Annotated in this window: 17 protein-coding genes and 5 tRNA genes; 8 read left to right on the forward strand and 14 right to left on the reverse strand. The window is 70.2% G+C overall.

All coding sequences use genetic code 11. The annotated features are described in order from the left end of the window. Window positions 1–124 precede the first annotated feature (124 nt). Both cofC and DN051_RS12460 read left to right on the forward strand, forming a co-directional pair. Window positions 125–763: a 2-phospho-L-lactate guanylyltransferase gene (gene cofC, locus DN051_RS12455; protein ID WP_053762819.1), complete on the forward strand. Its 639-nt coding sequence runs from the start codon at window positions 125–127 to the stop codon at window positions 761–763. Window positions 764–772: 9 nt separating this feature from the next. After that, complete coding sequence (locus tag DN051_RS12460; protein WP_053762818.1) at window positions 773–976, forward strand: hypothetical protein; 204 nt, start codon at window positions 773–775, stop codon at window positions 974–976. Window positions 977–1,109: 133 nt separating this feature from the next. Here DN051_RS12460 and DN051_RS12465 read toward each other — a convergent pair whose 3' ends face one another. The 4 genes from DN051_RS12465 to leuC form a co-directional block, all read right to left on the reverse strand. Continuing rightward, on the reverse strand, window positions 1,110–1,754 hold the full coding sequence (locus DN051_RS12465) for an HU family DNA-binding protein (RefSeq protein ID WP_053762817.1): 645 nt from the start codon (window positions 1,752–1,754) through the stop codon (window positions 1,110–1,112). Window positions 1,755–1,891: 137 nt separating this feature from the next. After that, a complete protein-coding gene (locus tag DN051_RS12470) occupies window positions 1,892–2,122 on the reverse strand; it encodes an SCO5555 family protein (RefSeq protein ID WP_053762816.1) in 231 nt (76 codons plus the stop codon). Between the two features lie 264 nt (window positions 2,123–2,386). After that, complete coding sequence (gene leuD / locus DN051_RS12475) at window positions 2,387–2,980, reverse strand: 3-isopropylmalate dehydratase small subunit (RefSeq protein ID WP_112438709.1); 594 nt, start codon at window positions 2,978–2,980, stop codon at window positions 2,387–2,389. A gap of 3 nt (window positions 2,981–2,983) precedes the next feature. Then, window positions 2,984–4,417, reverse strand: coding sequence for a 3-isopropylmalate dehydratase large subunit (gene leuC / locus DN051_RS12480; RefSeq protein ID WP_112438710.1), 1,434 nt, complete (start codon window positions 4,415–4,417; stop codon window positions 2,984–2,986). A gap of 190 nt (window positions 4,418–4,607) precedes the next feature. Between leuC and ndgR the strand changes: the two genes are divergently transcribed. Next, window positions 4,608–5,324 carry an IclR family transcriptional regulator NdgR gene (gene ndgR, locus DN051_RS12485; RefSeq protein ID WP_053762813.1) on the forward strand — a complete coding sequence of 239 codons (717 nt, stop codon included), beginning with the start codon at window positions 4,608–4,610 and terminating at the stop codon, window positions 5,322–5,324. 138 nt (window positions 5,325–5,462) lie between these two features. Here the strand turns inward: ndgR and DN051_RS12490 are convergent. From DN051_RS12490 to DN051_RS12535, 10 genes are all read right to left on the reverse strand, one after another. Further along, window positions 5,463–5,535, reverse strand: a tRNA-Glu gene (locus DN051_RS12490). A 28-nt stretch (window positions 5,536–5,563) separates the two neighbouring features. Then, window positions 5,564–5,635 (reverse strand) — tRNA-Gln (locus DN051_RS12495). A 20-nt stretch (window positions 5,636–5,655) separates the two neighbouring features. Then, window positions 5,656–5,728, reverse strand: a tRNA-Glu gene (locus tag DN051_RS12500). 62 nt (window positions 5,729–5,790) lie between these two features. Beyond that, window positions 5,791–5,863, reverse strand: a tRNA-Glu gene (locus DN051_RS12505). A gap of 21 nt (window positions 5,864–5,884) precedes the next feature. Beyond that, window positions 5,885–5,956, reverse strand: a tRNA-Gln gene (locus DN051_RS12510). 91 nt (window positions 5,957–6,047) lie between these two features. Beyond that, window positions 6,048–6,779, reverse strand: coding sequence for an HAD family hydrolase (locus DN051_RS12515; RefSeq protein ID WP_053762812.1), 732 nt, complete (start codon window positions 6,777–6,779; stop codon window positions 6,048–6,050). A 50-nt stretch (window positions 6,780–6,829) separates the two neighbouring features. Continuing rightward, window positions 6,830–7,504 (reverse strand): DUF4241 domain-containing protein, encoded by a 675-nt coding sequence (locus tag DN051_RS12520; protein ID WP_053762811.1) that lies wholly within the window; start codon window positions 7,502–7,504, stop codon window positions 6,830–6,832. Between the two features lie 119 nt (window positions 7,505–7,623). After that, the gene (gene gltX, locus DN051_RS12525; RefSeq protein ID WP_079001801.1) at window positions 7,624–9,108 is read right to left on the reverse strand and encodes a glutamate--tRNA ligase; all 1,485 of its coding nucleotides are present in this window, start codon (window positions 9,106–9,108) and stop codon (window positions 7,624–7,626) included. Next, the gene (locus DN051_RS12530) at window positions 9,101–9,877 is read right to left on the reverse strand and encodes a fumarylacetoacetate hydrolase family protein (protein WP_053762809.1); all 777 of its coding nucleotides are present in this window, start codon (window positions 9,875–9,877) and stop codon (window positions 9,101–9,103) included. Before DN051_RS12530 ends, gltX begins: the two co-directional genes overlap by 8 nt. Before the next feature lie 132 nt (window positions 9,878–10,009). Then, window positions 10,010–10,198, reverse strand: coding sequence for a hypothetical protein (locus DN051_RS12535; RefSeq protein WP_079001799.1), 189 nt, complete (start codon window positions 10,196–10,198; stop codon window positions 10,010–10,012). A gap of 590 nt (window positions 10,199–10,788) precedes the next feature. Between DN051_RS12535 and DN051_RS12540 the strand changes: the two genes are divergently transcribed. The 5 genes from DN051_RS12540 to DN051_RS12560 all read left to right on the forward strand — a co-directional run bounded on the left by DN051_RS12540 (window position 10,789) and on the right by DN051_RS12560 (window position 19,702). Beyond that, complete coding sequence (locus DN051_RS12540; RefSeq protein WP_112438711.1) at window positions 10,789–14,586, forward strand: sensor histidine kinase; 3,798 nt, start codon at window positions 10,789–10,791, stop codon at window positions 14,584–14,586. Window positions 14,587–14,595: 9 nt separating this feature from the next. Then, window positions 14,596–15,009, forward strand: a complete 414-nt coding sequence (locus tag DN051_RS12545; RefSeq protein ID WP_053762807.1) for a roadblock/LC7 domain-containing protein — start codon at window positions 14,596–14,598, stop codon at window positions 15,007–15,009. Window positions 15,010–15,120: 111 nt separating this feature from the next. Further along, window positions 15,121–15,519 carry a DUF742 domain-containing protein gene (locus DN051_RS12550; RefSeq protein ID WP_053762806.1) on the forward strand — a complete coding sequence of 133 codons (399 nt, stop codon included), beginning with the start codon at window positions 15,121–15,123 and terminating at the stop codon, window positions 15,517–15,519. Further along, window positions 15,500–16,075 (forward strand): GTP-binding protein, encoded by a 576-nt coding sequence (locus tag DN051_RS12555; RefSeq protein ID WP_112438712.1) that lies wholly within the window; start codon window positions 15,500–15,502, stop codon window positions 16,073–16,075. Before DN051_RS12550 ends, DN051_RS12555 begins: the two co-directional genes overlap by 20 nt. A gap of 390 nt (window positions 16,076–16,465) precedes the next feature. After that, the gene (locus DN051_RS12560; RefSeq protein WP_162624914.1) at window positions 16,466–19,702 is read left to right on the forward strand and encodes a sensor histidine kinase; all 3,237 of its coding nucleotides are present in this window, start codon (window positions 16,466–16,468) and stop codon (window positions 19,700–19,702) included. Window positions 19,703–19,710 lie beyond the last annotated feature (8 nt).

Here is a 19,710-nt window from a genome sequence, read left to right on the forward strand (position 1 = left end):
GGCCTGGGGGCCGCACAAGTGTCGCCCCAGCCCGCCGGTCTGTCGAGCACACCGTACGCCCAGAGCCCCTGCCCGCCCGCCGGGCCGGGTGACAATGGCCCCGACTAGGGAGGGACGAACGCCTGTGCTGTGGACCTTGGTGGTACCGGTGAAGCCTTTGGCACGGGCCAAGAGCAGGCTCTCGGACGCCGCCGGCGACGGACTGCGGCCGAGCCTCGCGCTGGCGTTCGCGCAGGACACCGTGGCGGCGGCGCTCACCTGCCCGGCGGTACGGGCTGTGGCGGTTGTCACGGACGACGTCCTGGCGGGTCGCGAGCTCGCCGCGCTGGGCGCCCAAGTGGTCACCGACGAGCCGCACGGCGGGCTGAACGCCGCTGTGGCGCACGGTGCCGCGGCGGTGCGCGCGATGCGCCCGGAAAGCCCGGTGGCCGCGCTCAACGCCGATCTGCCCGCACTGCGCCCGGCGGAATTGGCCCGGGTGCTGGACGCCGCCGGTGAATTCCCGCGCGCTTTCCTTCCGGATGCAGCCGCAATCGGTACGACGCTGCTGGCCGCTGCGCCGGGCCGGGAATTGCTCCCCGCGTTCGGCACCGAATCACGGGCCCGGCATCACGCCTCCGGGGCCGTGGAACTGCGCCTCACCGGCGTGGATTCCGTACGCCAGGACGTGGACACCGGCGACGACCTGCGCGCGGCGCTCGCGCTGGGTGTGGGCGCACGGACGGCGGCGGTGGCCGCGCGGCTGCTGATCCCCGAGCAGTAGGCTGCCGTCATGCAGGCCACCGCATACACGTACGACGCCGGGACGCGCAGCGGACAGGTGTTGCTCGACGACGGCACCCCGGTCTCCTTCGACGCCGCGGCGTTCGACGCCGGCGGGCTGCGACTGCTGCGGCCGGGACAGCGTGTGCGCATCGAGGTCGAGGGGTCCGGGGACAGCCTCCGGATCACCCTGGTGACACTTCAGACGCTCTGAAAACCCCAGTTCAGCGGCTTGTTCGTCGCTTCCGGGGGTCCGATCGCCGCCAGTGGGCACCGCATCCCCCGAACACGCCGCGGGCCGGGCTCCCCTGGGGAGTCCGGCCCGGCGCGTGAGTAACCCTGTGCCCTTACCTCTTGCGGGCGGTGGCCTTCTTCGCGGCGGTCTTGCGCGCCGTCGACTTCTTGGCGGGAGCCTTCTTGGCGGTCGCCTTCTTCGCCGGGGACTTCTTGGCCGCCGCCTTCTTGGCGGTGGTCTTCTTCGCGGCGGCGGTCTTGGCGGTCGCCGTGGTCTTGGCGGGGGCCTTCTTCGCCGTGGTCTTCTTGGCGGCCGCCGTGGTCTTCTTCACCGCGGCGGTGGTCTTCTTGGCGGTGACCTTCTTCGCGGCGGCCTTCGTGGTCTTCTTGGCCGCGGCCTTCTTCACCGTCGCCGCGGCACCGCCGGTCAGGCTGCCCTTGGGCGCCTTCTTCACGGCGACCTCACCGCCACGCGGGAGCTTCTTCGAGCCGCTGACCAGGTCCTTGAACCCCTGGCCCGCGCGGAACCGCGGCACCGAGGTCTTCTTGACCCTAACCCGCTCTCCCGTCTGGGGATTGCGGGCGTAGCGGGCCGGACGGTCGACCTTCTCGAACGAACCGAAGCCGGTGACCGAGACCCGGTCCCCGCCGACGACCGCGCGGACGATGGCGTCCAGTACCGCGTCGACAGCATCGGCGGCCTGCTGGCGGCCGCCCATCTTGTCGGCAATCGCTTCTACGAGCTGCGCCTTGTTCACGTCTTCCCCTTCGGAGACATCGCCAGAACGAAAGTGTTCAAGCTTTTTCGCACGTTAGGCAGATATATACCGCAAATCAAACACGAAACGGGCTAATCACCCTTGTGCCGCAGCAGACTCGGCGGTTACCGGGCCGTTCAGGCTTCGGCTCCGGGGATTCGCCCCTCGTCGAGATCGGCCGTGAACCGCTCCAGACGCCTTGTCGCATCGGCGAGATCGTGCTTGGCCGCGGCCGTGATGACCAGCAGCTTCCGGGTCAGCGCCATCCGTACGCCCTCCGGGACTTGCAGTGCGCGCACCCTTGCGTGCGCTTCCTTGAGCTGGTCCGCGACTGCCGTATAGAGCTCGAGTTGGCCGTCGTGTTCCATGCACAGATTGTGCCATCTGGGGCGAGTTGTCGCCCGCTCGGGGGGCAACTGCCGCCTAAATCGGGCATCCGCGCCCGGATCGAGGCCGCGTTGTCAAGACGCGCGTACCCCAACAACAGCCGTCATCGCATGAGGAGTTGAGAGAACGCGGGATGCCCGGTGCGGCCATCCGGGTGCGAAAAAGGCTGTACCCCCGATCGGGCCGATCGGGGGTACAGCCGGGGTGTTGGGGTGGCCGAAACTCGACCCCTGAGGGGACTTGGTTCAGACCTTCAGCGTGCGCGGCTTGTGCGCGGGCCGCCCCGCCTCGTAGGTGGCGATGTCGTCCTCGTTCTGGAGCGTGATGGAGATGTCGTCCAGCCCGTTCAGCAGCCGCCAGCGGGAGTTCTCGTCCAGCTCGAAGGAGGCCGTGATGCCCTCCGCGCGCACCTCGCGTTCGACCAGGTCGACGGTCACCTCGGCCTCGGGGTCACGCTCGGTGAGCTCCCACAGAGCATCCACGACCTTCTGCTCCAGCACGACCGTGAGCAGGCCGTTCTTCAGCGAGTTGCCGCGGAAGATGTCCGCGAAGCGGGAGGAGATCACGGTCTTGAAGCCGTAGTTCTGGAGCGCCCAGACGGCGTGCTCGCGCGAGGAGCCGGTACCGAAGTCGGGGCCCGCGACCAGCACGGACGCACCCTGCCGCTCGGGCTGGTTGAGGATGAAGGACGAGTCCTTGCGCCAGGCCTCGAACAGCCCGTCCTCGAACCCGTCGCGGGTCACCTTCTTGAGCCAGTGGGCGGGGATGATCTGGTCGGTGTCGACGTTGCTGCGGCGCAGCGGGACGGCCCGGCCGGTGTGGGTGGTGAAGGCTTCCATGGCTTATCGGACTCCAGCGGGCGTACGGGCGGGCTCATCGGTCAGGTCGGCCGGGGAGGCCAGGTGTCCCAGGACGGCGGTCGCGGCCGCGACCTGCGGCGACACCAGATGCGTACGGCCGCCCTTGCCCTGCCTGCCCTCGAAGTTGCGGTTCGAGGTGGACGCGGAGCGCTCACCGGGGGCCAGCTGGTCGGGGTTCATGCCGAGGCACATCGAACAGCCCGCGTGCCGCCATTCGGCGCCGGCCTCCTTGAAAACGATGTCCAGGCCCTCGGAGACCGCCTGGAGACCGACCCGCGCGGAGCCCGGGACGACCAGCATCCGCACGCCGTCGGCGACTTTGCGCTCCTTGAGGATCTCCGCCGCGGCGCGCAGGTCCTCGATCCGGCCGTTGGTGCAGGAACCTACGAAGACGGTGTCCACCTCGATGGAGCGCAGCGCCTGACCGGCCTCCAACCCCATGTACTCCAGGGCCTTTTCGGCGGCCAGCCGCTCCGATGCGTCTTCGTACGAAGCGGGGTCGGGGACGGACGCCGAAAGCGGCGCGCCCTGCCCGGGGTTGGTCCCCCAGGTGACGAACGGGGACAGCTCCTCGGCGTCGATGACGACCTCGGCGTCGAACTCGGCGTCGTCGTCCGTGCGCAGCGTCCGCCAGTACTCGACCGCCGCGTCCCAGTCGGCGCCCTCGGGGGCGTGGGGGCGGCCCTGGAGGTAGGCGAACGTGGTCTCGTCGGGGGCGATCATGCCCGCGCGGGCGCCGGCCTCGATCGACATGTTGCAGATGGTCATCCGGGCCTCCATCGAGAGCTTCTCGATGGCCTCGCCGCGGTACTCCAGGATGTAGCCCTGGCCGCCGCCGGTGCCGATCCGGGCGATGATCGCCAGGATCAGGTCCTTGGCGGTGACACCCTCGGGCAACTCGCCGTTGACGGTGATCGCCATGGTCTTCGGGCGGGCCAGGGGCAGCGTCTGGGTGGCCAGCACGTGCTCGACCTGCGAGGTGCCGATGCCGAACGCCAGCGCGCCGAAGGCGCCGTGCGTGGAGGTGTGCGAGTCGCCGCAGACCACGGTCGTGCCGGGCTGGGTCAGCCCCAGCTGCGGGCCGACGACGTGGACGACGCCCTGCTCGACGTCACCGAGCGGGTGCAGGCGCACCCCGAACTCCGCACAGTTCTTGCGCAGTGTCTCCAGCTGGGCGCGGGAGACGGGGTCCGCGATCGGCTTGTCGATGTCGAGGGTCGGGGTGTTGTGGTCCTCGGTCGCGATGGTGAGGTCGAGCCGGCGCACGGTGCGGCCGCTCTTGCGGAGGCCGTCGAACGCCTGCGGGCTGGTCACCTCGTGCAGCAGGTGCAGATCGATGTAGAGGAGGTCGGGCTCGCCCTCGGCGCGCCGGACGACATGGTCGTCCCAGACCTTCTCCGCGAGTGTCCTACCCATCGCTTTCCCTTCGGCCGACGAAGCTGCGCCGACCCAACTAGAGATCTTGAGGAGGCGGCGCCCGCGCCCCTTGTTCTGCGGGTGTCCACCACCAGGCCCTTTGTATCCACGGGCCGCTGTGTATCCAGGGTGGCGTGTTCCACCGAAAATTGAACTTGCGTTTCACAGAGTGAGACGCAAGTATCGTTGCATGGACAACAGTAGCGGCGTCGGCGTTCTGGACAAGGCGGCCCTCGTCCTGAGCGCTCTGGAGTCCGGTCCGGCCACCCTCGCGGGTCTGGTCGGCGCCACCGGACTGGCACGACCCACGGCTCACCGCCTGGCCGTGGCCCTGGAACACCACCGTATGGTCGCGCGTGACATGCAGGGCCGTTTCATCCTCGGCCCGCGACTCTCCGAGCTGGCCGCGGCCGCCGGCGAGGACCGACTGCTGGCCACGGCCGGCCCGGTGCTCACCCACCTCCGCGACGTCACGGGCGAGAGCGCCCAGCTCTACCGCCGCCAAGGCGACATGCGCATCTGCGTCGCCGCCGCGGAGCGCCTGTCCGGACTGCGGGACACGGTCCCGGTCGGCTCCACCCTCACGATGAAGGCGGGCTCCTCCGCTCAGATCCTGATGGCCTGGGAGGAGCCGGAGCGCCTGCACCGCGGCCTCCAGGGCGCCCGCTTCACGGCGACGGCGCTCTCGGGCGTACGGCGCCGGGGCTGGGCGCAGTCGATCGGCGAGCGCGAGCCCGGTGTCGCGTCCGTCTCGGCGCCCGTGCGCGGTCCGTCGAACCGGGTGGTGGCCGCCGTGTCCGTCTCCGGCCCCATCGAGCGTCTGACCCGGCACCCGGGACGCATGCACGCCCAGGCGGTCATCGACGCCGCCGCCCGCCTGTCCGAGGCCCTGCGCCGCTCCGGCTGACATCGGGGACATCCCGAGGAGGGCCCGCCTCAACGCCGCGGCGGGCCCTCCTCGGTTCCTTGGCCCTCCGGATCCCCGCTCGACCGAGCCGAAGCACGACGAAGGCCCCCCACCGAAGTGGAGGGCCTTGTCCTTGTGTACCCCCGACCGGATTCGAACCGGCGCTACCGCCTTGAGAGGGCGGCGTGCTAGGCCGCTACACAACGGGGGCATGGACACTGCGTTTCCGCAGGTCCGAGCTGGTCTACCTGGACTCGAACCAAGACTAACTGAACCAGAATCAGTCGTGCTGCCAATTACACCATAGACCAATGTGGTTTAGACCAGTCAGTACCCCCGACCGGATTCGAACCGGCGCTACCGCCTTGAGAGGGCGGCGTGCTAGGCCGCTACACAACGGGGGCCCTAGCGATCCTGCGTCGAGACCGGCGGGAGCTACCCTGACCGTCCTCGCGGGAAGGATCTGTACCCCCGACCGGATTCGAACCGGCGCTACTGCCTTGAGAGGGCAGCGTGCTAGGCCGCTACACAACGGGGGCTTTGCAGATGAGCTCTGCGAGCTGGCCTACCTGGACTCGAACCAAGACTAACTGAACCAGAATCAGTCGTGCTGCCAATTACACCATAGGCCACTGGAACGCAAGCCCCGATGGGGATTTTGTTCTAGTTTGCTCCTCCGGGCACTGGCCTTTCGGCCCGCTCCCCGGCGGCGCAGGAAGAACATTACCTGAAGGAGGACGGGGCTCCAAAACGGGTATCCGCGCCGAGGATCGCGGGGAGTTCGGCGAGCGAGGAGATCCGCCGCGGTCCGCGGGAGGCGTCGTCGTCGGCCCGGGCGCCGGCACGGTCGATCCACACGGACAGCAACCCGGCGTCGGCCGCGCCCCGCCCGTCGATCTCCGGGTGATCGCCGACGTACGCCACCTGGTGCGGGGCGAGTTCCAGCGCGTCGCAGGCCGCGAGGAAGGCGCCGGCCTCGGGCTTGGAGACGCCCAGTTCGGCGGCGCACAGGATCGCCTCGAAGCGGTCGTGCACCCCGAGGACGCGCAGCTTGCGGTCCTGGACGTGGATGCTGGAGTTGGACAGCACGGCGTGCCGGTGGCTGCCCGCCAGGGCGTCCAGCACGGGCAGCACGTCCGGGAACAGGGCCCAGGCGGTTTCGTAGTGGGTGATGTACCGCTGGAACCAGGCGTCGGCTTCCTCGTCGGTCAGCTCCCGGTCGAGGAACACCCGGACCCGGTCCCGGCGCTGTCCCTCGAAGGTCACCTCCCCCGCCGAGAACCGCGCCCACTGGGCGTGGGTGACCTCCCGCCACCGCTCCAGCGCCCGTTCGGCGCTCTCGTACGTGTCCAGCAGCCCCTCGGCGGTGAGGTGCCCGCGCATTCCGGCGCGGTCCGCACCGGTGTAGTCGAAGAGGGTGTCGTCGACGTCCCAGACCACGGCCCGAATGCTCATGAGCCGACGGTAGCTCCGCCCCCGGCGGCGCGGGGGCGGATCGGCGATTGTCAGGCCGCCGCGTCGCCCGGGTCCGGGGCCACGAAGAAGTCGGTGAGGAAGCAGGTGATCTCGCCGGACGCGGTGCGGCCGATCCAGGTGGGGTAGGCGCCGTCGCCCCAGCCTGAGGTGAAGGCGGCCACGGTGTTCCCCGTGTCGGGGGACGTGACCAGGTGGACCACCGCCGACCAGTCGCTGTCCTGGAAGGCGTCCCACAGCGGGCCCTCGTCCCCCTCCGTCTCCGGGAAGCCCTTCTCGGCCGCGGCGTCGTAGAAGCAGCCGGTGCCGGCGTCGACGCCGTAGCCGAAGAACTCGTCGTCCTCCAGTTCGGCGAGGTCCTGGCCGGGGAGCAGGGCCAACTCCCAGGTCGTCGCGGGTTCGTCGCGGATCACCAGCCGGGCCGCCGCCACCCGGCGATGGGGGTCGTCGGACTCGGGCTCGCCGGGCTCGCCGAGGGTCGCGACGGCGGCCTCCACGCGGTAGCGGCCGGGGGCGACGGTGGCCGTGAAGGGTTCGACGTCGCCGCTGCCGAGGTACACGAACGGGTCGCAGGCGACGACCTGGCCGGTCGGCAGGTCCAGTTCCCCGCCGTCGGTCACGTGGATCACGCCGGTCGTCCCGGACTCGTAGGTGAACGTGCTGCCCGGCGTGAACAGCCAGGTGTAGTCACGGGAGGACATCGGCATGACGGCGCCTTTCCGGATCTTGTGAGCGAGTGAGCCGGAACACTAGTACGCACCGCCGACACGCACGCGTGAGGGGCGGCGGCCTTCCCGGCCGCCGCCCCTCGTCCCGCGGATGTGCCCTACGCGGCGAGCTTCGCGAGCGCCGCGTCGATCCGGGCCAGGGTCTTCTCCCTGCCCAGGATCTCCAGCGACTCGAACAGCGGCAGGCCGACGGTACGGCCGGTCACCGCGACACGGACCGGGGCCTGGGCCTTGCCGAGCTTGAGGCCGTGGGCCTCGCCGGCCGCCAGGACGGCCTCCTTGAGCGACTCGGCGGAGGCCCAGTCGGCCGCGTCCAGCTTCTCCCGGGCGGTGCGCAGCAGGGCGTCGGAGCCCTCCTTCATCGCCTTGGTCCAGCTGGCCTCGTCGAAGACCGGCTCGGGCAGGAACAGGAAGTCGACGTTGTCGGTGATCTCCGAGAGGACCCTCAGGCGGGTCTGCGCGTGCGGCGCGACGGCCTGCCACTTCACCTCGTCGAAGGCCTCCGGGGCCCACGGGGCGAACGGGGCCTGGAGCCACGGCCGGCAGCGCTCCGTGAACTCCTTCACGTCGAGCAGCCGGATGTGGTCGCCGTTGATCGCCTCGCACTTCTTCAGGTCGAAGCGGGCCGGGTTGGGGTTGACGTCCGCGATGTCGAAGGCCGCAACCATCTCGTCCGTGGAGAAGATGTCCTGGTCGGCGGAGAGCGACCAGCCGAGGAGGGAGAGGTAGTTGAGCAGGCCCTCGGGCAGGAAGCCGCGCTCGCGGTAGAGGTTCAGGCTCGACTGCGGGTCACGCTTGGAGAGCTTCTTGTTGCCCTCGCCCATCACGTACGGCAGGTGGCCGAACGCGGGGATCGCCTTGGCGACGCCCAGCTCGATCAGCGCCTTGTAGAGGGCGATCTGCCGGGGGGTGGAGGAGAGCAGGTCCTCGCCGCGCAGAACGTGCGTGATCTCCATCAGGGCGTCGTCGACGGGGTTCACGAGCGTGTAGAGGGGGGCGCCGTTGGCTCGTACGATCCCGTAGTCCGGGACGTTCTCCGGGGTGAAGGTCAGCTCGCCGCGGACCAGGTCCGTGAAGGTGATCGTCTCGTCCGGCATGCGGAAGCGCACGATCGGCGCGCGGCCCTCGGCCCGGTACGCCTCGACCTGCTCGTCGCTCAGCGCACGGCAGTGGCCGTCGTAGCCGGAGGGCCGGCCGGCGGCGCGGGCGGCCTCGCGGCGGGAGTCCAGCTCCTCCTGCGAGCAGTAGCAGTGGTAGGCGTGGCCGGCCTCCAGCAGCTTGTGCGCCACGTCCTTGTAGAGGTCCATGCGCTGCGACTGGCGGTACGGCGCGTGCGGGCCGCCGACCTCGGGGCCCTCGTCCCAGTCGAAGCCGAGCCAGCGCATCGCGTCGAGCAGCTGCTCGTAGGACTCCTCGGAGTCGCGGGCCGCGTCGGTGTCCTCGATGCGGAAGACCAGGGTGCCGCCGTGGTGCCGCGCGAACGCCCAGTTGAACAGGGCGGTGCGGACCAGGCCCACATGGGGGTTACCGGTGGGCGACGGACAGAAACGGACGCGTACGGGGGAGCCGGGTGCGCTAGCCACGCTTGACAACCTTGTTGGTGAGAGTGCCGATGCCTTCGATGCTGACGGAGACCTCGTCGCCGACAGCGAGGGGGCCGACCCCCGCGGGGGTGCCCGTGAGGATCACGTCGCCGGGGAGCAGCGTCATGGCCTCGGAGATGTTGACGATCAGGTCCTCGATCGAGTGGATCATCTCGCTGGTACGGCCGAGCTGGCGCTGCTGTCCGTTGACGGTGAGCTGGATCGTGAGGTCGGAGGGGTCCAGGTCCGTCTCCACCCAGGGGCCCAGCGGGCAGGCCGTGTCGAAGCCCTTGGCCCGCGCCCACTGCTTCTCGCGCTTCTGGACGTCACGGGCGGTGATGTCGTTCGCGCAGGTGTAGCCGAGGATCACGTCGTGGACGCGTTCGCGCGGGACCTCGCGGCACATGCGTCCGATGACGACGGCCAGCTCCGCCTCGTGGTGGAGGTCCTCGGTGAACGAGGGGTACTGGATCTCGTCGCCCGGGCCGATCACCGAGGTGGACGGCTTGAAGAAGGCGAACGGGGCGTCGGGCACCTCGTTGCCCAGTTCGCGCGCGTGCTCGGCGTAGTTGCGGCCGAAGGCCACGACCTTGTTGGGGAGCACCGGCGGCAGCAGCCGCACCTTGTTCAGTGGGACCTTCGTCCCGGAGAGCTCGAATTCCGCGAACGGGATGCCCTTGATGATGTCGAGGACGAGCTCGTCCGGCTTGTCACCCTCGACCGCGCCGAAGGCGACGTTCCCGTCGATGGAGAACCTGGCGATGCGCACGGGTTGCTTGGCCCCTTGACTGAGCTGACTGGAGTCTGACGCTCCAGGCTAACGCGGCAAGGCTCGGGCGCCTCGCGCATTCGAGCTGCGAGGCGCCCGTGGGTCCTTCCGGCGCCGGGCGGCGCTGCCGCGCTACTCCGCGGCGGCCGCGCCGACCGGAACCTCCATGAGGACGGTGCGCCGCGGGTTGGCGGTCTGGGCCGGCAGTTCGACGGAGTGTTCCGGCTGCGCGGGGGTCTGCAGTTCCTCGGCGCCTTCGAGGTGCGCCAGAGTCGTACGCCGCGGGTTGGCTATCGTGCGGAACATCATCGTCGTCTTCACGGTTGTTCTGAACCCTGTCGTGTACGGGCGCCGGGGGCGCCGGTTGGCAGATGCGTGCCTCTTGTAAAGCGTCAGGCTAAACATCCGATTCCCCGCCGATGACACGAAGCGCCGTGGATGTCTGTGTGAGTTTGCTCACGAAGCCGAGGCCAAATCGGTCAATTCAGGCTGACAACTCATGCCAATGAAACGGACATTGCCCGCCTGAACCCAACATTCCGCTCCTGATCATGGCGACTGGGACACCGGGCGGGACTCGGTGACTCGCTCCGGTATGTCCGCTATAAGTCGGCCGTCGCTCTACGCGTGGTGACCTCGCACTCACGTGGTGTCACGGATGTCACAGGCTGACCAACTGGCCTTGTTGGAGATCCGGCACTGTGCTGGAATTCCACGGACCGCCGCAGGGATCGAGCCGGCGCGCAGGGGGCGCGAAACAGCGTCGCTCTGACGGGTGAGCGGCGAGATAGGGGGAACCAGCGCCGGTCACTCACGACCACCCGGGGACGCATTCAGGGCGCTCCCGAACTACGCCGACACCGTCTTTCCGTTCGCGCGGGGGGACGCCTGGTCCAGAGGTTGCGACGCTAGTGCAGGGACGTTTCAAGAGGGATGGCAGCGCTTCGGCAGAGCCGGAGCCGCACGGCGGGACCGACCGCGGTTCCTCGCCCCAGCACGCCCAGGGCCCGGGCCCGGCCGGTGACGGCGGCGCGCACTCCGGGCGCGCGTCGACGGCCTCCACGCGCCCCGGCGCGTCCACGGCCTCGGGCGCTTCGGCCACGACACCGGCGGTGAAGCCGCCGCAGGGAGCGAGTGGCCCCGGGCCGCGAATAGCCCTGCGCAACTGGCGCATCTCGACGCGTCTGGTCTCGCTGCTCGCCCTGCCGGTGGTCGCGGCCACCTCGCTGGGCGCGCTGCGCATCAACCAGTCGATGGAAGACATCCAGCAGCTCGACAACATGAAGCTGCTGACCGAGATGACCAAGCAGGCGACCGAGCTGGCCGCCGCGCTCCAGGAGGAGCGCGACCAGTCCGCCGGTCCGCTGGCGCACGGCTCGACGGCCAGCGCGATCACGGTCAAGGGCTACCAGACCAAGACCGACCGGGCGCTGGAGAACTTCCTCGCCGCGTCCGAGGAGGTCGACGACGCCAGCAAGGACGGCAACCTCCAGGGTGTCCGCGACAGCCTGGTCGGCCTCGCCCGCGACCTGAACGGTCTCAACGAGATCCGCGGCAACGCCTACGAGGCCAAGGACAACTCGACCCAGACGGTCGAGGCCTACCACCGCCTGATCACCCACCTGCTGGACCTCTCGCAGGACATGGCCGAGGCCACCAGCAACCCGGAGATGATCCAGCGCACCCGCGCCCTGTCCGCGTTCTCCTCCGCCAAGGAGTACGCGTCGATCCAGCGCGCGGTCCTCGCGGCGGCCCTGCCCGCGAACAACAAGTCCGTCGGCGACCTCGCCGAGAACGACCGGCTCTACGCCGAGTCGTCGCTGGAGAGCCAGATCTCCGAGCTGCGCAGCTTCACCAGCATCTACGGCGACGGCGCCGAGGACCTCCTCAAGCCGATCGACAGCGGCAACGCGACCATCGAGGCCACCGACACCTACGCCGGCCGCGCGCTGCGCAAGGACGGTCTGAAGGGCCTGGAGAAGCGCTCCTACCGCGACTGGCTGGACGACAGCTCCACCAAGATCCAGCAGATGAAGAACATCGAGCGCACGCTGCTGGAGGACATGGAGCAGAAGGCGCGCGAGCTGCGCAGCGAGTCGGAGCGCGAGGCGATCGTCTCCGGTGTCCTCATCCTGCTCGTGCTCGGCGTCTCTCTCGTCGGCGCCTTCGTGGTGGCCCGGTCCATGATCCGCTCGCTGCGCCGGCTGGAGGACACCGCGACCAAGGTGGCCCAGGAGCGGCTGCCCGAGCTGGTCGCCCAGCTGTCCGAGTCCGACCCGCAGGACGTCGACACGTCCGTGGAGTCGGTCGGTGTGCACTCCCGAGACGAGATCGGCCGTGTGGCCGCGGCGTTCGACGACGTGCACCGCGAGGCGGTCCGCCTCGCCGCCGAGCAGGCCCTGCTGCGGGGCAACGTCAACGCGATGTTCACCAACCTCTCGCGCCGCTCCCAGGGTCTGATCCAGCGCCAGCTGTCGCTGATCTCCGAGCTGGAGTCCCGCGAGGCGGACCCGGACCAGCTGGCCTCGCTGTTCAAGCTCGACCACCTCGCCACCCGTATGCGCCGGAACGGTGAGAACCTTCTCGTTCTCGCGGGTGAGGAACCCGGCCGGCGCTGGACCCGTCCGGTCCCGCTGGTCGACGTGCTCCGCGCCGCCGCGTCCGAGGTGGAGCAGTACGAGCGCATCGAACTGGCCGCGGTGCCGACCACCCAGGTCGCCGGCCGCGTCGTCAACGACCTCGTGCACCTCCTCGCCGAGCTGCTGGAGAACGCCACCTCGTTCTCCTCGCCGCAGACCAAGGTCAAGGTCACCGGTCACGCGCTGCCCGACGGGCGCGTGCTGATCGAGATCCACGACACCGGCATCGGCCTCTCGCCCGAGGACCTCGCGCAGATCAACGAGCGGCTCGCCGCGCCGCCCACCGTGGACGTCTCGGTCTCCCGCCGCATGGGTCTGTTCGTGGTCGGCCGACTGTCGCAGCGCCACGGCATCCGCATCCAGCTGCGCCCGTCCGACTCCGGTGGTACGACCGCGCTGGTCATGCTGCCCGTCGACGTCGCCCAGGGCGGCAAGAAGCCGCAGGGCAAGCCCGGTCCGGGCGGCCCCGGCGTCAGCGGTGGTCCGGCCGCGGCGCAGGCCGCCGCCGGTGCCGCCGCGGCCCGCCGCAACAACGGCGGTTCGCTGGGCGCGGGTGCGCCCGCCGCGGGCGGCGCGCTCGGTGCCGGCGCCGGTGGCGGTGGCCGTCTCGGTGCCGGTCAGGGCCCGCGGGCCGCACTGCCGCCGCGGGACACGAGCGCCTTCGGGGCTCCCGGCGGAGCCCGGGGGCAGCAGACTCCCCCGGCGCAGGGCCGGCCCGCCCCGGCCGGTGTCGGCAACGCCCAGGCTTCCGGTGCGCAGGACACTCGTGGTCAGGTGCCTCCGCAGCGCGGCGAGACGGGTGCCGAGCGCGGCCGTCGCGGCCGCCAGGCGCAGCTGCCGCCGCGCGGTGGCGCGCGGGCCGAACTGCCGGGCGGCAACCAGCAGCGCCCGAGCTGGAGCGACGAGAACGCGCAGCCGCCGGTGCCGCGCGCCTCGCTGGACACCCCGCGCGGCCACGAGGAGCCGGACGTCTCCCACACGTCGCGGATGCCCCGCGTCGACGAGCGTCACGGCCCCGGTGCCACTTCGGAGATGCCGGTCGTCCCGCGGTCCGACGACCGCCAGGGCGCCGGTGCTCCCGGTGACTTCCCCCACCCGGGTGCCAACGTCCCGCAGAACGGCGGCCCGTTCGTCCGCTCGGACGTCTTCGGCACGCCGAACGCCCCGACCGCCACGGGCCAGTACCCCGCCCAGCAGCCGTACGACAACGGCTCCACGGGCCAGTACCCGGTCCAGCAGCCGTACGACAACGCCTCCACGGGGCAGTTCCCGGTGGCTCAGGGGTACGACAACGGCTCCACCGGCCAGTACCCGGCACAGCAGGCGTACGACAACGGTGCCACGGGCCAGTACCCCGCGCAGCAGGCGTACGACAACGGGGCTACCGGCCAGTTCTCGCCGCAGGGACACAACGGGTCCACGACCGGACAGCACAACCTGCCGGGCGGTCACCGCAACCAGTCGGGCACGGGCCAGTTCGAGCGGCCGCAGGACAACTTCGGAGCCCAGCGCCACCAGGCCCCGCAGCATCCGCAGCAGCAGCACCGGCCCGTCCGCCACGAGCCGGAGGCGCTGCCGCCGGCCCAGGGTCCCGGCGACGGGCGTACGCCGCTGTACGACACGCTGGAGACCAACTGGTTCCACGGGCAGCAGGCTCAGCAAGGTCATCACGGCCAGCAGGGTCAGCAGCCCGAGCAGCAGCGCCGGCCGCAGAGCAACGGCTCCGCGCCGGCCCCCCACCAGCCGCAGGCTCCCGCTGCTCCTCCGCAGCGTCCCGCGGCCGCCGCTTGGCGCACGTCGCCGAACGACGAACTCGTCCGGCAGGCGGAGCGTGTACGGCAGCCCGCCGCGGGCGGCGTCACCACCTCGGGCCTGCCGCGCCGGGTGCCCCGGGCGAACCTCGTCCCGGGCACGGCACAGCAGCAACCGCACCAGAGCGGTCCGCAGGTCTCGCGTGCTCCCCAGGACGTGCGCGGCCGGCTGACCAACCTCCGTCGGGGTATCGCCCAGGGCCGTCAGGCCGGGACCGGCCAGACGGGCAGTTTCCCCACTCACCAGCAGGAGCGTTAGTTGAGTCCGATGAGCCAGGCGGCACAAAATCTGAACTGGTTGATCACCAACTTCGTGGACAACACCCCCGGGGTGTCCCACACCGTCGTCGTGTCCGCCGACGGACTCCTCCTGGCGCTGTCGGAGGGCTTTCCGCGTGATCGCGCCGACCAGCTGGCGGCCGTCGCATCGGGTCTGACGTCGCTGACGGCCGGAGCCTCCCGGATCTTCGAGGGCGGCACCGTGGCACAGACCGTCGTGGAGATGGAGCGAGGTTTTCTCTTCCTCATGTGCATCTCGGACGGCTCGTCCCTGGCCGTTCTCGCGCACCCCGAGTGCGACATCGGCCTCGTCGGCTACGAGATGGCGCTGCTGGTCGACCGCGCGGGCGCGGTGCTCACGCCCGACCTGCGCGCCGAACTGCAAGGAAGTCTGCTCCACTGACACGCCAGGATCCACCCGTCTCACCAAATCACCGTCCGGCCGACACAATCCCCCCACCGGCCCCCGTCAGACGGCACGCCTGACCAACTTGCTGTCCCGCCCGGAGGATTCATGACCCCGCCCACCGCCTCTCATGATCCGTACACAGATCCGTACGGGGACGAGGGCGACCAGCCGCTGGTCCGTCCGTACGCGATGACCGGCGGCCGGACCCGGCCGCGCTACCAGCTCGCCCTCGAGGCATTGATCAGCACCACGGCCGACCCGGCAGCGCTCATGGGGCTGCTCCCGGAGCACCAGCGCATCTGCCACCTGTGCCGGGAGATCAAGTCGGTGGCCGAGGTCTCGGCGCTGCTCGCCATGCCGCTCGGCGTGGCCCGGATCCTTGTCGCGGACCTCGCCGAGGCCGGTCTGGTGGCCGTCCACCAGCCGGGCGGCGACGAGAACAACGGCGGTGCACCTGACGTGACACTGCTCGAAAGGGTGCTCAGTGGACTTCGCAAGCTCTGAACCGAGAGGCGCCACCACGTCGGCGAAGATCGTGGTGGCCGGTGGCTTCGGCGTGGGCAAGACCACGTTCGTCGGCGCCGTCTCGGAGATCAACCCGCTGCGCACGGAGGCCGTCATGACGTCTGCTTCGGCAGGCATCGACGACCTCACGCACACCGGGGACAAGACCACCACGACGGTGGCGATGGACTTCGGCCGTATCACCCTGGACCAGGACCTGATCCTGTACCTGTTCGGCACCCCCGGCCAGGACCGCTTCTGGTTCATGTGGGACGACCTCGTCCGCGGCGCCATCGGCGCGGTGGTACTCGTGGACACCCGCCGCCTCGCGGACTGCTTCCCCGCGGTGGACTACTTCGAGAACAGCGGTCTGCCGTTCGTCGTCGCCCTCAACGGATTCGACGGCCAGCAGCCCTACCAGCCGGACGAGGTCCGCGAGGCGCTCCAGATCGGCCCGGACACCCCGATCATCACCACCGACGCCCGCCACCGCTCGGACGCCAAGTCCGCGCTGATCACGCTGGTGGAGCACGCCCTGATGGCTCGGCTGAAGTAGCACTCAAGTACGCGGCGGCGTACGGCAGTTGCCGTAGGCGTGTCCGGCAGGGCGCGGAAGCCGGCTGTGGCCTTTGACACGGTCGGCTTCAGTGTTCATAACGTTTCGGCAGAGGAATCGGGTGGTACCGCCACGCGTCGCGATCGACCGGTCTCGCTGCGCGCACAAAAGCCCCGTCTTTTGACGGGGCTCGCTCTTTATGACCCGTTTTATCGGGGGCCTGAGGCGCACGAAATCCCCGTCATCCCATGTTTGGAAGACCGCAGGTCCGCGTGCTGGAATGCCTGAACTGCCCAAAGGTCAAAGACGTACTCAGTGGTCGATGGCGAACTGGGCCCTGAGACACCGCGGCACGACGAAGGTGCCGACCGCCGAGAGGTTGTTGGTCGAGTGAGGCGAAGCAACAAAGGTCCCGAGCCGCCCGCCCGGGGCAACTTCACGCCGCCGTCACGCGGAGCGGCGCCCGCCCCGGTTGTGCCCCGCTCGGAGCCGGCCGCCGCGCCCGCTCCGAGCGGGGGGCGTTTCTCCCCCCGGAACTGGCGAGTCCCGACCCGCCTGAACGCGATCCTGCTCATTCCCGTGGCAGTCGGCCTGGTCATGGGCGGCTTCCAGGTGAACAGTTCGATCGAGACGTGGCAGGAAGCCGAGGACGCCGAGAGCACGGCGCGCCTGGTCAGGGCATCCCTGACCTACGGCGACGCGCTCTACAACGAGCGTGACGTCACCGCGGTCCCGCTGCTGACCGGCAAGGGTCAGGACGACCCCGCCGTCATCCAGGCCCGCAAGCAGACCGACGAGGCCGCGGACCTCTTCGACGAGGCCGCGCAGAACATGCCGCAGAAGGCCGGTCTGGAGCGCCGTCTGGCGCAGTTCCGCAAGGTGGAGCCCAAGCTGCAGAATCTGCGTGCGGCGGCGTACACCAAGACGTTCAAGGGTGTGGAGACCGAAGAGGGCTACGTCGGTGTCGCGCACCCCCTGATGGAGTTCGCCAACGAGCTCGGTCTGGGCACCGGAAACATCACCAGCTACGGCCGTACGGTCTACGCGATCTCGCTGACCAAGGCCGCGCTGTCGCTGGAGCGCTCCATCGGTACGCACCTGCTGGTCAAGCCGGGCCCCGAGCCCACCGACCTGGCCAAGCAGCGCGTCGCCCTGTCGTCGTACGCCTATCTCGAGGGCATCGCCGTCGAGGAGTACATCGGCGGCGGTACCGCGGCGGACGAGCAGAAGCTCAAGGACGCGGAGACGGAGATCAAGGCCAAGGGCCTGGCCGCGGCCAAGGAGGCGCTGGCCAAGGACCCGGGTTACAAGGCTCCGCCGGCCAAGCCGCAGGACATGATCGCGGCGGTCGCCTCGATCCAGTCCACGGACCCGGCCGAGCGCGCGGCCCTGGCGGACCAGGGTGTCACGGCCCAGAACTGGTGGGCGGTCAACACCCTCAAGTACGAGGCCTACCGCAAGATCGAGTCGGACATGGCCGACACGGCGGTGAACGAGGCCGCCGCGATCGCCGACGACGCCAAGCGCGACGCCTTCATCGTCGGTGCGGCCGTCGTGGTCGCGCTGCTCGCCGCGTTCATCCTGGCCGGCATGGTGGCCCGCCAGATGAGCCGCTCCATGCGCCAGCTGCGCAACGCCGCCTTCGGCATCGCCGAGCAGCGCCTGCCGATGCTGGTCGACCAGCTCTCGCGCACCGACCCGGGCCGTGTCGACACCCGTGTGTCGCCCATCCCGATCACCTCCACGGACGAGATCGGCGAGGTCGCCCGCGCCTTCGACCAGGTCCACCGCGAGGCCGTCCGGCTCGCCGCCGAGCAGGCCCTGCTGCGGGGCAACATCAACGCGATCTTCACCAACCTGTCGCGCCGCAACCAGTCGCTGATCGAGGGCCAGCTGACCCTGATCACCGACCTGGAGAACAACGAGGCGGACCCGGACCAGCTGGAGAACCTCTTCAAGCTGGACCACCTGGCGACCCGTATGCGCCGCAACGGCGAGAACCTCCTGGTCCTCGCCGGCGAGGAGCCGGGCCGCCGCTGGGACCAGCCGGTCCCGCTGGTCGACGTGGTGCGCGCCGCCTCCTCCGAGGTGGAGCAGTACGAGCGCATCGAGATATCCGGTGTGCCGGAGGCCGAGATCCACGGCCGCGCCGTGACCGACCTCGTGCACCTGCTGGCCGAGCTGCTGGAGAACGCCACCACGTTCTCCTCGCCGCAGACCAAGGTCCGGGTCACCGCGACCCGGCTGCCGGACGGCCGCGTCATGATCGAGATTCACGACAAGGGCATCGGCCTGACGGCCGAGGACTTCGCGGACATCAACCACAAGCTGGCCAACCCGCCGACCGTGGACGCCGCGATCTCCCAGCGCATGGGTCTGTTCGTGGTCGGCCGGCTGTCCGACCGGCACGGCATCCGGGTCCAGCTGCGCCCCTCCGGCGAGCAGGCCGGCACCACCTCGCTGGTCATGCTCCCCGATGCCATCACCCACGGCGGTGGCGGCGAACAGGCGCCGGTGCGCGAGGAGTTCACCGTCTCGCAGATCATCCCGGAGCAGCAGTTCCAGGGTGAGAACTTCAACCACCAGCCGATGCGCACGGCGGCGGAGCTGGGCTTCGACGACAGCCGCTACATCGAGGTCCCGGACGACATCCGTGACCTGGACCCGGTGGGCCGTTCGCTGATGCGCGAGGAGCGCCGCGCGGCGCTGGAGGCCCAGACGCACGGGCCGCAGTCCCCGGAGGAGCTCACCGAGTCGGCCGCGTACGCCGACGGCTTCGACGGCGCGCAGGCCTTCGACAACCCGGCCCCGGGCTACGACGACCGCAACGGCTACCCGGACGAGTCCGCCGTCTTTGGACAGCAGACCGGCTACGAGGACCGGACGGCGTACGACGGCCAGCAGCAGCAGACGGCGTACGACGACCAGTACTTCGCGCCGAACGGGATGCCGCAGGGCGATGGTTTCGCGACCAACGGCGGCTACCCGGAGTCCGCGTATGCGGAGCCGGAGTCCAATGGCGCACCGCAGGCCGGTTCGAAGGGCTTCTCCGCCTTCGAGGAGCAGCCTTACCAGGGCGACTGGCAGCAGCAGGACGGGTACCGCAACGGCTACCCCGATCAGTACGCTCCGGAAGCGGAATCCCCGGAGGCCGCTGACGCGGGCGAGCCGGACCGCGTAGGCTTCGACCGTCCGGCGACAGGTCCGTCCGCCGGCCACGCCCTGACCGACGCCGGGCTCCCCCGCCGTGGGTCCACCGGCGGTGGCCAGAGCGCGGTCCGGCCCGCCGACCGGGAGCCGGCCGCCGCTCCCTCGCAGGAGGGCATCGGCGAGGACGGCTGGCGCTCGGCCAATGACGAGCGCTGGCAGCAGGCGGCGCAGCTCCGCAAGCCCAAGGCCGGCGGAGTGACCTCTTCCGGCCTGCCGCGGCGGGTGCCCAAGGCCAATCTGGTCGAAGGTGCCGCGGAGACCACTCCGCAGGGCGGCCCACAGGTCTCCCGCGCTCCCGAGGACGTCCGGGGCAGGCTGAGCAACCTGCGTCGGGGCGTCCAGCGGGGACGCAGCGCAGGAAGTGAAACGAACGGCCAGGGCTTCGGTCCTGACAGCACCTACAACCAGGAGCGTTAGTGTGAGCC

This window comes from Streptomyces cadmiisoli (genome assembly GCF_003261055.1).
Taxonomy (GTDB): domain Bacteria; phylum Actinomycetota; class Actinomycetes; order Streptomycetales; family Streptomycetaceae; genus Streptomyces; species Streptomyces cadmiisoli.

Excerpts from the sequence above, each read along its gene's own strand:
- leuC (WP_112438710.1), bottom strand. The coding sequence starts at position 4,417 with ATGGGTAGGACACTCGCGGAGAAGGTCTGGGACGACCATGTCGTCCGG.
- DN051_RS12520 (WP_053762811.1), bottom strand. The coding sequence starts at position 7,504 with ATGCCGATGTCCTCCCGTGACTACACCTGGCTGTTCACGCCGGGCAGC.
- DN051_RS12470 (WP_053762816.1), bottom strand. The coding sequence starts at position 2,122 with ATGGAACACGACGGCCAACTCGAGCTCTATACGGCAGTCGCGGACCAG.
- DN051_RS12515 (WP_053762812.1), bottom strand. The coding sequence starts at position 6,779 with ATGAGCATTCGGGCCGTGGTCTGGGACGTCGACGACACCCTCTTCGAC.
- ndgR (WP_053762813.1), top strand. The coding sequence starts at position 4,608 with ATGGACAACAGTAGCGGCGTCGGCGTTCTGGACAAGGCGGCCCTCGTC.
- DN051_RS12545 (WP_053762807.1), top strand. The coding sequence starts at position 14,596 with ATGAGCCAGGCGGCACAAAATCTGAACTGGTTGATCACCAACTTCGTG.
- DN051_RS12550 (WP_053762806.1), top strand. The coding sequence starts at position 15,121 with ATGACCCCGCCCACCGCCTCTCATGATCCGTACACAGATCCGTACGGG.
- leuD (WP_112438709.1), bottom strand. The coding sequence starts at position 2,980 with ATGGAAGCCTTCACCACCCACACCGGCCGGGCCGTCCCGCTGCGCCGC.
- DN051_RS12460 (WP_053762818.1), top strand. The coding sequence starts at position 773 with ATGCAGGCCACCGCATACACGTACGACGCCGGGACGCGCAGCGGACAG.